This is a genomic window from Cytobacillus sp. QJM3NY_8 (assembly GCF_056173585.1).
In genome coordinates this window covers 412,405-426,241 of record NZ_CM149681.1, presented here as the reverse complement: position 1 = coordinate 426,241, position 13,837 = coordinate 412,405, and the positions used below count along the sequence as shown (strand labels likewise).

The window sequence follows — 13,837 nt, the reverse complement described above, 5'->3', positions numbered from 1 at the left end:
GATGAATCAAAAATGAACAATATGTGAAATATTTCACATATTGTTCGCAATAAAAATACAGGCTAATTCGCTTGCCTGTATTTTTATTTCCTACTTTTCTTTTTTCAAGGCTGAAAGTACCGGCTTTTGCTCTTCCTTCTTTTCCTCATCTGATACCAAATCCTTTGCCGCACTTTTAAACTCCGTTAAGGTCCGCCCAAATGCCCGCCCGATTTCAGGAAGCTTGGATGGCCCAAATATGATCAACGCAATGACAAGAACGAGAATTAAGCCTGGAATGCCAATGTTGGAAATCATCTTCTCACCGTCCCGTTAATGTAATACCTTTTCTCGCTTTTTCTTAAGCTGCTTTTCATGTGCCCTTGAATGAGCGTGATGGCGATCTTCTTCCACCTCAGAAGAGATTCCAGCCCCCTGAGGTACAGCAGATGCCGATACCTGCTTCAAGCCAGCCTGATCTTTTTCAAAAATAAATGATGCTCTTGTTGAAATATCCGCTCCAGGCTCTGTTACGAAAGGAAGAACCCGATAATCTGCACGCCATTGCTCTGGTGTTACCCGGCAGCGGACATAGCCTCTATAATTATTAAAGAACTTAATATGCGGATTTTCTGCAAGCGTCTTTTCCGTATCCGCTCTCACATCTGATCCGTTTCCTCCTGATGTGATAGAGGTTCCGATAAATTCAGCCCCAATCAGCTTTGCATTTGGATCATTATAGTCTGTTAGAATATTCGAAGCCCAGCTTGCATGGACATCCCCAGTCAGAACGATTAGGTTTCCGATATTGTTTGAAACAGCAAAATCTGTCAGACGCTGCCGGGCAGCAGGGTAACCATCCCATGCATCCATGCTGAACTTCGGCGAAGCAATTGATCCAAAATTTCTCTGGGCAAAGAACACCTGCTGTGCAAGTACATTCCAATGCGCATTGGAGCTGGCTAGATTGCTTTCAACCCATTGTTCCTGTTCATTGCCAAGGAGAGTGCGGGTTGGATCAAGCGACTCCGGAGTATGCGGCTTGCTGCCATCACCATTTGCCTGGTCATCCCGATATTGCCGGGAGTCAAGCACAAGGAATGACGCTAGGCTGCCATAGCTGAATTCCCTATACAGCTGCATACCATCACCATTTGGCATGGAAGATAACCGGAGCGGCATGTGCTCATAGTAAGCCTGATAAGCAGCTGCACGGCGTTTAATAAATGCTTCTGCCGACTGGCCTTTTTCCGGAATCCCAGCTGCATAGTTATTTTCCACTTCGTGGTCATCCCAAGTGACTACCCAAGGGAAAGCAGCATGCGCTTCTCTCAGATGCGGATCCGTTTTGTACTGGGCATGGCGATTCCGGTAATCTTCGAGAGAGATAATTTCCTGTCCGCTATGATGACGGACATTTCCTGTTGGTGAAATATATTCATTTGGTCCATATTCATATATGTAGTCACCAAGGTGAATGACAAGATCCAGATTTTCCTTTGCCATATGCTGATAGGCTGTAAAAAATCCATGTTCATACTGCTGGCATGAAGCAAATGCAAATGATAGCCCTGATACTTTGGCACCCGCAGCCGGAAGCGTCTTTGTTTTCCCAATTGGGCTTAATTCATTGCCGCTTTTAAAACGATAATAATAGACAGTGTCCGGCATTAAGCCTTCTGCCTCCACATGCACAGAATGCGCCAAATCCGGCACTGCAATTTCTGTCCCGCGTTTAACAACTTTTCGGAAATGTTCATCTGCAGCAAGTTCCCATTTGACTGGGACAGCATGATGAGGCATCCCGCCTCCATTAAGCGGATCTGGTGCAAGCCTTGTCCATAAAACCACACTGTCCGAAAGAGGATCTCCTGATGCCACACCGAGGGTAAAAGGATATTTGCTGAACTTAGGAGCTGCATCAACCGTTAGATTACCCACCCCTAATGATTGCGCCATAGCCAGCGCAAGCGAAAAACCGGCTATTTTCCCTGCACCAGATAGAAAGCTCCGGCGGTCAATGTCCCTCTTTAAGTTCTCTTCATTAAACTTCCTGATTAAATCATCAATCGATCTCTCATGTCCCATTTTTCTTCACCTCTTAAATCAATCTGGATTCACAGTTGATTATAAGAGGCTATTTTTAAAGCAATATGAAGATGTGTAAAGGAGAATGACAATACCTCTGCCTATTTTATCAGGACTTTGTAAGCATTAGGTTATTCATTCAACCTATAATCCAGACTTGCAGCCAAAATCCCTTTGTGCCCCTGTAACATTTGTCCCAGCTATTTTTACAATATATACATAGAATATTAACGAATCCTGTCAAAATCTTTTAGTTTACTAATCTATAAATAGTGTTTATGATGATAGTTATAATCTTGAAAAGGGGTGAGGGAATGAAAAAAATGAAGTTACTGCCACTTTTAATGCTGTCTGTATTTTTATCCTTCCTCATCACCCAATACCCTGGTGTCCATTTTAATGATATTCCAATGGACCAAAGCAAAGCGGTAACGGTTTCGGACTTTACCGAGAGCTTTCTATTAAAAGATGATCCTAAAAAACATATCTTCACACAGGATATGCTTTCTATAGCCATCATAAACCTAACCATTATCCTTTTTGTATACAGTGCCCTTCACATCATCGCCCGCAGAAAAAAGATATTTTATACCCCCATCTTCTACGAGGCGAATTATGTAATCCACACTCCTTAATTGTCCAACAAAACAATTGAAGGAGGAAACGAATAATGTGGATTCGATTCTTAATGATTGGCTTATTTTCATTAACAGCTTCCAGCCTGTTCTTTTATCAGGGAATGGAAATGTATCATGCTTTCACAGACTTCTTTAGACAAAAATAAGAAGCTGGCGCCCAGGGACTCCCTGGGCGTTTTTAATGCTTTTATCAAGGGGAAACTACCTATCTGCATTAGTTTCCTTCGTCCCCTTTTCATCTTCTTCTGGGGCACTACCCATTCTTATTATCTCCCTTCACTCCCGCTTGCCTCTCCTCAAAGGCAATGTTCATCCTTATCAGTTCTCCTCACCCCCGCTTATCTCTCCCCAAAGGCCCTATTCATCCTTATTAGTTCCCTTCACTCCTCTTGCCTCTCCTCAAAGACGCTATTCTCCCTCATTAGCTCCCTTCGTTCATTTTCTGCTCTTCCGCAGACACTAATCTCAATAAGTCTCGCGCCATTTTCACTTCTTAACCCAGCTCCATAAAAAAACACCCGGCCTGTTTTACTCCCAGACCGGGTGTACTCTCTTACTGCGCTCTTGCATATTTATCGTCTATTTTCTTTTCAATTTTTTCAAGCTCCCGGCTATCTTTTAAAAGCTCTTCTTTATTTGCCTTAATCATTTCAAGCATTGATAATTTTTTCTTTTTCATTTCTGCTCACCTTCTCTCATGATGTCTGTAATCTCCTGGATGCTGGATCTATTTTTTTTGACAGAGTATGGTGTCTGTCTATCACCTAAAAAACAATCGTCTTATTTCCATGCACAATGACTTTGTCTTCCACATGCCAGGCGACTGCCTGAGCGAGGACCTGTCTTTCTACATGCCGTCCTGCAATTTTGAGATCCTGTGCAGTGTGGCGGTGATTAACCCGCTGGACATCCTGTTCAATGATTGGGCCTTCATCCAAATCATTCGTTACATAATGAGCTGTTGCCCCAATCAGCTTTACTCCGCGGTTAAACGCCCGTGCATAAGGATTGGCTCCCACGAAGGCTGGCAGAAAGCTATGATGGATATTGATAATCCTGTTTGGATATTTAGAAATAAAGCTAGGCGAAAGGATCTGCATATATCTCGCGAGCACAATGAAATCCACTTTTCCTTCCAGAAGCTCCACCGACTTTTGCTCAGCTTCAGCTTTAGTGTCAGGTGTAATCGGAATATGATGATAAGGTATTCCGAAACCCTCCACCACTTCCCTCATGTCGGGATGATTGCTGATCACCAAGGGAATATCCACTTCAAGCTCCTTCGATTTCCAGCGCCATAGGAGCTCCAGCAGACAGTGATCCATCTTAGAAACAAAAATAGCCATCCGCTTGCGCTCGCCTTTGCCGCTCAGCTTCCACTCCATTGAGTATTCCCTGGCCATTTCAGGCAGATCCTCTTTCAGTTTTGAAAAGGACTCATCAAAATGATTCATATCGAATTCAATCCGCATAAAGAATATGCCTGCCAGCGGATCGGTTGTATGCTGGTCAAAATGGACAATATTAGCCTTATGCTCCAGCAGGAAATTGGAGACTGTGGAGATTATGCCCGGCCGCTCAGGACAAGATATCAGCAATGTCGCCCTGTTTGCATTGATATTTTTATTCATATAGATTCCTCCATCTGCATTTCCCGAAGCTGCCATCCATATAAAAAGGACAGAAAAAAAGGCGGCTTCTTCATCCCCCTTCTCTGTCCTTTTACCTGAGAGTTTAACCCCTTTGGTGTCGCAGGATTCCTGCGCGCTCTCCAGAGATGCGTCCGACTGCGGTTCTGTCTACCTGAGAGATTGGCTTCAAGGGTATTTTTGAAGCTTGCTCCTTCGGTGGCTACTAAATGCTCTCTCCCGCAGCCGTCATTCGCTCAATATTTTTGTTATTTTCAGAATAATACATTATTTAGACTGTGTCAATCGAACTGCGTTTCTTTCACAAAATTGCCACAATTATAACCTGACTATTTTTCTTTCAATATCATTTGAGAATAAAGGGCAAATAAAAAAAGCCTGAAGACAATGTCTCCAAGCCGTTTTCTATACAGCCGCTTTCGGTTTTGGTTCCTTTTTTTGCCAGGCAATCGTGATACACAATGTAACGATCAATAGGGCCAGACCGAGAACAAACGGATAGGTTATCTGCACATCGTAAAGTACGCCGGCAATCGTTGGTCCAAGTACATTTCCAATGCTCATATAAGCATTATTCATCCCCATCGCAAATCCCTGCTCATTGCCAGCCATTTTTGAGATAAGCGTGGTTAAAACCGGACGCAGGATGGAAGTGGCCAGGAAAATGATCAGTGAAATGAAAAAGAATAGTGCATAACTTCCTGCAAACAGCGACACAAGGAAACCTGACGCCGCAACAGCCAAGAAGATATTCAATACCTTTCCTTCTCCGAATTTATTAACCACCCGATCGACTACAAATAACTGAACAATAACACTAATAACCCCCGTTGAAGTCACCATAATGGCGATTTCCTGCGGAGTAGCAGCAAACTCATTATCAAGATAAAGCCCCAGCACTGATTCATATGCCATTAGTCCAAAGCTCATCACCAATGTGATAACAAGCGGAATAAAATATGGCTTCTTAACAGACATTGCCAGCTTCTTGACCATTGGTTCCTCTTCAGGCATCTCTCCCGGCACCGTCTGCAATGTGCTGCTCTCTTCGAGGAGCATAATTGAAAAAATAACTGCAACTAGAGATACAAGCGCTGAAATCAGAAATGGCATTTTCAATCCGAAGTCAGCCAAAAATCCGCCAATTCCAGGTCCGACCACGATTCCAAGTGACATCGCAGCTGAGACAAGGCCATTCCCTTTTGCACGCTGCTCCATGGTTGTAATATCTGCAATGTAGGCAAAAATAGCTGGAATCAGCAATGCTGCTCCAACGCCTCCAATGACACGAGAAAAATATAGCAGCCATATGGAATCCACTGCATAAAAGACAAGCATGGATAAAGTCAAACCAGCTAACCCGTAAATAATCATCTTTCTGCGGCCGTATTGGTCAGCCCATTTCCCTGCAATGGGTGAAAAAATCAGCTGGGCACCCGCAAAAATGGCAATCATCAAGCCTGCTGCCGTTCCACCCTGATTAATGGATTCCAAATAAGCGGGCAAAATCGGAATAATAATCCCAAAGCTTCCGATCGCAATAAACATATTGATCATTAGTATGACCATCTTTTTCTTTTGATCCCCAGACATAGCGGATACCCCTCCTTCTATATGTGAAAAATTTACATTAAATTATTTAGCACGCTAAATAGCTTATAATGAGACAGGCTGCTTTGTCAAAGGAAAAATAATAGAAGCTCCAGCATGTACTGAAGCCTCTTGTATTCACCCTTTGAATTTGTCTGGGAATTGCTTCACAACTGCATCTGAAATGGCATCTGCCATCATGATAATATGCGACAATCCATCATCAATTGAAACAATTCTTGCATCCCAATCCTTAACCAGGCTCGCTGTTAAATCATCCGTCACCAATTCGAGGTGCGTGTACAGCAATTTTTTTACATCTTCATTTTGCAAATTAGGATTGGCTCCGCTTAGAAAAGCAGCAATCTCATCTGCATTGCGATGCCATATTTTGTTCAGCTGATTCACTTTTGCGCCTTGCCCGCTCTTGGCAGCTTCAACAATATCTCCGGCAATAACAATATGCTCCTTAAGCAGCTCTGTAAGCTTATTACCTGCAGCATCTCCATAATAAGGCTTTATCGAATTGCCGATATCCTCCTGGTTTTTCAAAAGCCTTGCCAGAACCTGCTTCTGATCCTCCGCTCCGGCAGTTGTGGCACTTGTAATGTAATTGCTTGTCCATAATACATGGTCGACCCATAACCTGCGGAATTCATTTCCAAATTTAACCTCTGATTGGGTGATACACGGTTTCTGTGCAGCCGCATTGCCTGGAGCTGTTAGCATATTCAGCGGCAGCAGCAGCATTATTCCCAATATCAATACTTTCTTCATATCCTTTTCTCCTTCCAGATTGAAAAAGTTTCCTTCTTATTTTGATTATCTTAAGATTTTTCATTCCAAAAAATAAAGCTCGAGGCTAATGCCCCAAGCTTTTTCAATCAAACGTTTGATTTATTTGCATATAAAGCCTATTTACTATCGGATAAAACATTTTACTTTCGTATAAACAGATTTACCTTCGGATAAACCATTTTACTTTCGTATGAGCAGATTTACCTTCGGATAATGATCACACAGCTGCCACCGCAGCAAAAAACTCATTATATAGAGCCTGTACCGCGCGTTTTTCATCCACTGCCTGTACGCCAAACATCATGCTCACTTCAGATGAGCCCTGATTGATCATTTCCATATTTACTTTCGCTTTAGCGAGGGCCTTGGAGGCGCGGGCCATTGTTCCGATGTTTTGGCGCATCCCCTCACCAACTACCATGATAAGCGACAGGCTATGCTGGATTTTCACCTCATCCGCGTGAAGCTCATATTGAATGCGGCTCAGAATTTCCTCCTCCACACCATCAGTAAATTGGTTTTCCCGAAGAATAATGGAGATGTCATCAATTCCTGACGGGGTATGCTCATAGCTGAGGCCATACTCTTCCAAAATGGTCAGCAGCTTCCTTCCGAAGCCGACTTCCCTGTTCATTAAGTATTTGCCGACGTATATGCTGCAGAATCCCTGATCACTGGCAATCCCGATCACAGGTCCGTTTGTGTTATCGCGCTCGTTCACAATCCTGGTGCCAGGAGCAGATGGATTATTCGTATTTTTAATCTGCACAGGAATTCCAGCCCTGAATGCCGGCACAAGTGCTTCATCATGCAGGACGGTAAAACCTGCATAGGAAAGCTCCCGCATTTCGCGGTATGTCAGTTCTTTGATTTCTTTAGGACTTTCCACAATAAATGGATTTACCGAATAAACAGCATCCACATCTGTAAAGTTTTCATACAAGTCCGCTTTGACTGCTCCAGCCAAAATGGAACCTGTCACATCCGATCCGCTCCTTGAAAATGTGAACACCTGCCCATCCCTGCTGTATCCAAAGAAACCTGGAAAAATGATAATCCCGTCCTTTTCCTTTAAGGAATATAGATTCTCATATGCCTCAGGAAGAACCTGTGCATTTCCGGGCTCCGGGCTTACAAGCAATCCCGCTTCCTTCGGGTTCACATACCTTGCTTCCACTCCCTGCTGCTGAAAATAAGCTGCAACAAGCTTAGCGTTATTATCCTCGCCGCTCGCTTTGATCAGATCCATAAAAACTTCAGGATCATCTGTATCGCTTGAAAGCCTTGTAAAAAGATCCTCCCTGATCATATCTTTAATGTCCAGACCCAGCTCCAATTCATCAGCTATTTGGCCATACCGATCCAATACAGCTTCAGCCAAGTCATCTGCTGATTCCCCCTGAATCCGTTTCTCCGCACATGCGATTAATAAATCAGTAACCTTATTATCTGCTGAAAATCGCTTTCCAGGAGCCGAGACGACGATTATCTTCCGCTCTGGATCAGCATTTACAATATTGAAAACTTTTTCGATTTGCTTTCCGGATGCTAAAGAAGATCCTCCGAACTTTACGACTTTCATCCTGACATCTCCTAATCTCTGAAAATTTAATCTTTATTTTACTCTTATCCGAAAAGAAATCAAGAGAAATTCTATCCTAAAAATACAGATGTTCACCATAAAAATACACAAAGTTATATAGATATATTTAATATAGCTAGTTTGTGTGATTATATCACTTTATAATATTATTTCAGAAAAACAAAAGAAAACGCTTACAATATAAAGTTTATTTTATGCCGTTCTGCCAAATTGCCCAAAGCAAATAAACTATTAATATTATGGTTTTCCCCTTGTCAAAACGGGGTATATGTTAAGGATATTTATATAAAGAATTAAATCGTAAAACACGGGAAGGGAAAAAGTCTATGGGAATCCTAATTGTGGACGATAATCAAGCCAATTTATTTGTCATTCAGCATATATTAAAACGCGCGGGTTATAAAGACCATTTAACGTTTTCTTCTGCAAAGGATATGTTTCAGCATCTTCAGGGATATTCACCTTTTTCAGCTGATATAAAAGCAGACATTATCTTAATGGATATTATGATGCCGGAGATGGATGGAATTGAGGCATGCCGGCGGCTTCAGCAGATTCCGCATTTAAAGGATATACCGGTGATTTTTGTAACTGCATTGGAAGATTCAAATAAGGTAGCTGAGGCTCTTGATGCGGGCGGAACTGATTATGTTATGAAGCCCATAAATAAAACGGAACTGCTTGCCCGGATTCGTGCTGCTTTAAGACTTAAATATGAAAAGGACTGGCATAAGGAGCAGGAAAATAAAATCAAGAATGAATTGGATTTATCCATGCAGGTTCAGACCAGCATGCTGAGCGAGCCGATTTATCATGAACATACACTGTTAAAAGCTTCCTACCTGCCAGCCAACAAACTTGCAGGGGATATGTATTACTGGCACCAAATAGATGAACACCGCTTTGCTGCCATCCAGCTGGACATGATGGGCCACGGGATTTCAGCATCCCTTGTATGCATGTTTATTTCTTCTGTTCTAAGGGATGCCATCAGAACATGCAGCGATCCTGAATACGTCATGAAGGAACTAAATCGGTGGATGAATTCCCTTAATCAGCGCAATCAGCGGATTCCATATTATTTTACAGCCATTTACCTCGTCCTTAATAAAAAAGACAAAACCGTTGAGTATGTGAATGCCGGACATCCAACCGGATATGCGCTCACAGATAAAAAGGAAATGTTCAGCTTATCAAGCAATATGTGTGCAGTAGGCTTTTTTGAAGATATTACGATACAAAAAGAAACAATTCCCTATATAGACTCCATCCAGCTGCTCCTGTTTACGGACGGAGTGGAGGAGGCAGTGGAGCAGAATAATCTTAACCCTTGTGAATATCTTCAGCGCTTCGCATCCTTCCATTGGAATGCAGCCAGAACAGCAGAGCCAATCGATATGATTCTGACTAAACAGCAGCAGGCAAGCGCTGATGATGATATGTGTGTTGTTTTGGTCCAGGCAGATTAGTGTGTATACATAATATTTTTGCAAAAAAACAGAGTGCAGTCCCTGAAATAGGGTCCGCACTCTGTCTTTATATAAAAGATAAAAATGTGATTCCTTTTGAACTTTGAGTATTGTCCAGCTCCTGCGCCTGCCCCTCGAGGGGGCGGGCAAGGCGTTTCCGCTTTTTTATGCTGGAGCGGTCTTCCTGAAAATCTTTTCCTGCAGGTTGATTTCTTCAAATACAGGCACTTCCATCCTCAGCGCTTCCTTGCTTCCAAGTCCCAGAAACCCTCCCATGCTGAGGCTTTCATTGAAAAGATTAAAAACATGGCTTTGCAGATCAGTATTAAAATAAATCATGACATTGCGGCATATAATCACATGAAATTCATTAAATGAGCCATCGGTCACCAGATTATGCTGCGCAAAAACCATTCGATTAAGCAGGGATGAATTCAAATAAGCTGCTTCACAATCTGTAGTATAGTATTCAGAAAATGATTTTTTTCCGCCTGCCATAATGTAGTTCTTTGTGTAGAGCTGCATTTTTTGCAAAGGGATCATTCCGCTCTCTGCTTTTTTTAGCACTTTTTCATTGATGTCTGTGGCATAAATTTTAGTTCGTTCTCCCAAACCCTCTTCTTCCATCAAAATAGACATGGAATAGGCTTCCTCTCCAGTCGAACAGCCTGCATGCCAGATTCTGATCTCAGGCAATTCTCTGAGCATCGGGACAACCTCATTTCGAAAAGCTTTAAAAAACGAAGGATCCCGGAACATTTCGGTAACATTGATTGAAAAATCGCTCAGGACCTTTTGCAGATACCCATCTTCATGTATAACCTTCTCTGTGAGGCTTGTTATGCTGGGCAGCCGATCCCTGCTAATGCGATTTTGAATCCTCCTTGTAATGGAAGAGCGCATATATTGCCGGAAATCATACCCGGATAAACCGTAAATGGCCTTTAAAAGTAAATCTATCTCTAATTCTTCCTTTTTCAATTCTAGTCATTCCTCAACTTTCGAGAATAAAATTATGGATACGGGGAATGCTCCTCTGTCTGTCCGTACATTAGAAATGGCGCTCCCCTGGTTCCTTCTATGAAAGCCACACCCTCATAACGGACAGCAGCTGGTCCAGTTTTAATGGCTTGCTGATATAATCTGTTGCACCGGCTTCCATGCACTTTTCCCTATCGCCTTTCATTGCCTTGGCAGTAAGGGCAATGATTGGAACATCCTGATGCCTGTCCAGCCCGCGAAGCCTCTTCATGGTTTCATAACCATCCATAACCGGCATCATAATATCCATCAGCACAATATCAATCTTTTCTGTCCCCATTATTAAATCCAGACATTGCATCCCGTTTTCTGCTGTAAGGACATTCATGCCTTCTTTATTCAAAGCATTTTTCAGCGCATAAATATTTCTGTGATCATCATCTACGACAATGACTGTTTTATCTTTAAGCTCGGTACCTGTATGCTGATGGTCTGCTTCACTATTTCCTTCAGCGGCTGGGGGGGATGCTGGCTCAGACACTTCCTCCAGAGGTTCTGCGGTTACAGCAGCTTCTTCAAAAGCAAGCGTTCCTGCCTCAATTTCAGGCATGCCGTTTGGCAGATTCGGAATGACCAGTGTAAAACGGCTTCCTTTTCCTTCTTCACTCTCCACTTTGCATATGCCGCCGAGCAGCTGGGCAAATTCCTTGGAGATGGACAATCCCAGGCCCGTTCCGCCATATTTTCTCATCGTGGCTCCATCAGCCTGCTGGAAGGCTTCAAAAATCAGCTGCTGCTTTTCTGCTGGAATGCCAATGCCTGTATCCAGCACTGTTATTTTAAGCCAATCATCTGTATAGGCGGATAACGGCAAACCAAAGAAATCGCTCTGTGCAGCTTTTTCAAAAGTGACTGCTACTGAACCTTCTTCCGTAAATTTAAATGCATTTGACAGGAGATTTTTCACAATTTGCTGCAGCCGCTGCTCATCTGTATGGAATACAGGCGGCACTTCTTCTGAAGAGCTTACAGTAAACTCAAGGTTTTTATGCTTTGCCACTTGTGTAAAATGCTGATTCATACGCTGCGACATTTCACCCATATTGACTTCCTCAAAGCTGATCTCCAGTTTTCCTACTTCCACTTTTGAAAGGTCCAGAATATCATTGATCAGGGTAAGCAAATCCTGTCCTGATGTATGAATAACTTTGGAAAACTCCTTCTGTTCTTCAGTTAGCATTTGATCCGGGTCTTCTGCCAGCATCTCTGATAAAAGCAATATGCTGTTAAGCGGCGTGCGCAGCTCATGCGACATATTTGCCAGGAATTCTGACTTGTATTTTGAGCTTAAACTCAGCTGCTTTGCTTTTTCCTCCAGCTCTTCCTTGGCAGCCTGAAGTTCTTCAGACTTCATTTCCGCATCTCTGGAGCGCTCTTCAAGCTGTTCATTAATCATACGCAACTCTTCGGACTGACTCTGCATTTCTTCAGATTGCGCCTGCAGCTCCTCCGACTGGGACTGCAGCTCTTCAGCCTGTGCCTGCAGTTCCTCTGTCTGTGCCTGAGATTCTGCCAATAAGCGTTCGATCTCCATTCTTCCTGAAATATTCGTAATGGCTATTCCTAATGTTTCAATTACTTTTTCCAGGAGCTTGATCTGTGCATCAGTGAATGGCCGCAAACTTGCCAATTCCACAACTGCAACGGCCTCGTCTTTGAGCATGACGGGTGCCATCATGATGCTTTTCGGCCTGACATCTCCCAAACCGGTTGATAGGACCTTGTAATCCTCAGGAACATCATGAAGGAATATTGTTTTCTTATCCCTGACTGTTTGCCCTGCTATTCCTTCCCCAGCAAAGAAAAAGTCTCTTCCTGCATCTTCCGCCCCATCGGCATAAGCAGCTTGTTTTTTATATACAGGTTTGCTTCCGCTGTCATCTTTCACGTAAAAGACTCCGAGATTGGCTCCGGCGGCAGGTGCCAGCCTGGAAATAAAATCATCTGCCAAATTCGCTATGGTCACATGCTGGCTATAGATGCTTACTAATGCAGCAGACTGGCTTTGAATCCAGTTCTGCTCACTGATTTCAGCCGAATAGCGCTGTTCTTTTTCGTAATAGTTCTCGAGTGAATCAGCCATAGAGTTAAAGGCTATCGCGATTTCACCGATCTCATCTTTTGTTTCAATATTCAGCCTTGAGATGGAAGAAAGGTCTTGATAATCAATATCCTTAATCCCTTTTGTAATTAAGCTGATGCTTCTGCCTGTACTTCTAATCACCCAAACCGTAACTCCGACGATTAAAATAATGGCTATTGCAACCGCAGCAACCAAAGTCGCTACTAACTGGCTATATGTTTCATTTGCATTTTCCAGCGAATCAGCCATGATGGATTCCTGATATTCTTTAAATTCAGCCAGCTTTACTAGAAGAGAGTTCCGGTTTTCCCTTTCATCCCTGTACAGATCTTCCAAGGAATCCAGATCTCTGCTTCCCATTAATCCAATGAAGCTGTTTTGCATTTGGGCATATGATTCATATGCCTGTTCTACTTCCTTTAATAGCAGACTGGATTTCTGTCTATTTAATTCATTTTCCAATTTCAAAATCCGGGTTTGTATCCCTTCATGGTTTGCCTCGATCAATTCAGCCGTCATGGCGGGATCTGCCGATTCTATGTCGGTGAGCACACTCAGCAGCTGCTGATCTGTCTGATAAAAAAGCTGTCTGATCTCTGTAGCCTGGTTTACCTTATAATAGCGATCCTCCACAATTTCCAGCATGTTTGCCTTCATTCCGTTCACCATAGACAGAATGACAAACATTAGAATAAACATAAAAAATACAGTTAGGCCCAAACCCATTATTTGCTTTCTCTTAAAGCTCACCTGTTCTCTCCTTCTTTCCCCCAATTTTTCTTTATCTTTGTTTCCGTTTTCAAGTTCCTGTTCACGTTTATGAGCTTAAAAATTTTAATAGACTGGCTTCTTTACCCTTATTCGGTATAAATCAAACCTGTTTTTCTATTTTTTTTCAT

11 protein-coding genes and 1 riboswitch are annotated in these 13,837 nt (G+C 42.7%); of the genes, 2 read left to right on the top strand and 9 right to left on the bottom strand.

Annotated features, from left to right (window positions below; genetic code table 11):
• Positions 1-90 precede the first annotated feature (90 nt).
• Positions 91-297: a twin-arginine translocase TatA/TatE family subunit gene (locus AC0VZ9_RS02195; protein WP_009335913.1), complete on the bottom strand. Its 207-nt coding sequence runs from the start codon at positions 295-297 to the stop codon at positions 91-93.
• 15 nt (positions 298-312) lie between these two features.
• Positions 313-2,067 carry an alkaline phosphatase D family protein gene (locus AC0VZ9_RS02190; protein ID WP_475396991.1) on the bottom strand — a complete coding sequence of 585 codons (1,755 nt, stop codon included), beginning with the start codon at positions 2,065-2,067 and terminating at the stop codon, positions 313-315.
• A 314-nt stretch (positions 2,068-2,381) separates the two neighbouring features.
• Between AC0VZ9_RS02190 and AC0VZ9_RS02185 the strand changes: the two genes are divergently transcribed.
• Entirely contained in the window at positions 2,382-2,702 is a 321-nt protein-coding gene (locus AC0VZ9_RS02185) for a hypothetical protein (protein WP_009335915.1), read from the top strand.
• Between the two features lie 556 nt (positions 2,703-3,258).
• Here the strand turns inward: AC0VZ9_RS02185 and AC0VZ9_RS02180 are convergent.
• The 5 genes from AC0VZ9_RS02180 to AC0VZ9_RS02160 form a co-directional block, all read right to left on the bottom strand.
• Positions 3,259-3,384: an FbpB family small basic protein gene (locus AC0VZ9_RS02180; protein ID WP_139266815.1), complete on the bottom strand. Its 126-nt coding sequence runs from the start codon at positions 3,382-3,384 to the stop codon at positions 3,259-3,261.
• 85 nt (positions 3,385-3,469) lie between these two features.
• Complete coding sequence (purU, locus tag AC0VZ9_RS02175; RefSeq protein ID WP_019380091.1) at positions 3,470-4,336, bottom strand: formyltetrahydrofolate deformylase; 867 nt, start codon at positions 4,334-4,336, stop codon at positions 3,470-3,472.
• A gap of 149 nt (positions 4,337-4,485) precedes the next feature.
• Positions 4,486-4,586, bottom strand: a riboswitch (glycine riboswitch).
• Positions 4,587-4,759: 173 nt separating this feature from the next.
• Positions 4,760-5,947, bottom strand: a complete 1,188-nt coding sequence (locus tag AC0VZ9_RS02170; protein ID WP_009335917.1) for an MFS transporter — start codon at positions 5,945-5,947, stop codon at positions 4,760-4,762.
• A 135-nt stretch (positions 5,948-6,082) separates the two neighbouring features.
• Positions 6,083-6,721 (bottom strand): hypothetical protein, encoded by a 639-nt coding sequence (locus AC0VZ9_RS02165; RefSeq protein ID WP_009335918.1) that lies wholly within the window; start codon positions 6,719-6,721, stop codon positions 6,083-6,085.
• 238 nt (positions 6,722-6,959) lie between these two features.
• Entirely contained in the window at positions 6,960-8,324 is a 1,365-nt protein-coding gene (locus tag AC0VZ9_RS02160; RefSeq protein WP_009335919.1) for an aspartate kinase, read from the bottom strand.
• A gap of 347 nt (positions 8,325-8,671) precedes the next feature.
• Between AC0VZ9_RS02160 and AC0VZ9_RS02155 the strand changes: the two genes are divergently transcribed.
• On the top strand, positions 8,672-9,814 hold the full coding sequence (locus tag AC0VZ9_RS02155; RefSeq protein WP_251175354.1) for a PP2C family protein-serine/threonine phosphatase: 1,143 nt from the start codon (positions 8,672-8,674) through the stop codon (positions 9,812-9,814).
• Positions 9,815-9,979: 165 nt separating this feature from the next.
• Here the strand turns inward: AC0VZ9_RS02155 and AC0VZ9_RS02150 are convergent, their stop codons facing one another.
• The gene (locus AC0VZ9_RS02150; RefSeq protein WP_009335921.1) at positions 9,980-10,795 is read right to left on the bottom strand and encodes a CheR family methyltransferase; all 816 of its coding nucleotides are present in this window, start codon (positions 10,793-10,795) and stop codon (positions 9,980-9,982) included.
• A gap of 97 nt (positions 10,796-10,892) precedes the next feature.
• The gene (locus AC0VZ9_RS02145) at positions 10,893-13,688 is read right to left on the bottom strand and encodes an ATP-binding protein (protein WP_009335922.1); all 2,796 of its coding nucleotides are present in this window, start codon (positions 13,686-13,688) and stop codon (positions 10,893-10,895) included.
• Positions 13,689-13,837: the final 149 nt, after the last annotated feature.

Bases quoted from the DNA above. Each gene is read 5' to 3' on its own strand.
- AC0VZ9_RS02195 (WP_009335913.1), bottom strand. From the start codon at position 297: ATGATTTCCAACATTGGCATTCCAGGCTTAATTCTCGTTCTTGTCATT.
- AC0VZ9_RS02165 (WP_009335918.1), bottom strand. From the start codon at position 6,721: ATGAAGAAAGTATTGATATTGGGAATAATGCTGCTGCTGCCGCTGAAT.
- AC0VZ9_RS02190 (WP_475396991.1), bottom strand. From the start codon at position 2,067: ATGGGACATGAGAGATCGATTGATGATTTAATCAGGAAGTTTAATGAA.
- AC0VZ9_RS02155 (WP_251175354.1), top strand. From the start codon at position 8,672: ATGGGAATCCTAATTGTGGACGATAATCAAGCCAATTTATTTGTCATT.
- AC0VZ9_RS02185 (WP_009335915.1), top strand. From the start codon at position 2,382: ATGAAAAAAATGAAGTTACTGCCACTTTTAATGCTGTCTGTATTTTTA.
- AC0VZ9_RS02170 (WP_009335917.1), bottom strand. From the start codon at position 5,947: ATGTCTGGGGATCAAAAGAAAAAGATGGTCATACTAATGATCAATATG.
- AC0VZ9_RS02160 (WP_009335919.1), bottom strand. From the start codon at position 8,324: ATGAAAGTCGTAAAGTTCGGAGGATCTTCTTTAGCATCCGGAAAGCAA.
- purU (WP_019380091.1), bottom strand. From the start codon at position 4,336: ATGAATAAAAATATCAATGCAAACAGGGCGACATTGCTGATATCTTGT.
- AC0VZ9_RS02180 (WP_139266815.1), bottom strand. From the start codon at position 3,384: ATGAAAAAGAAAAAATTATCAATGCTTGAAATGATTAAGGCAAATAAA.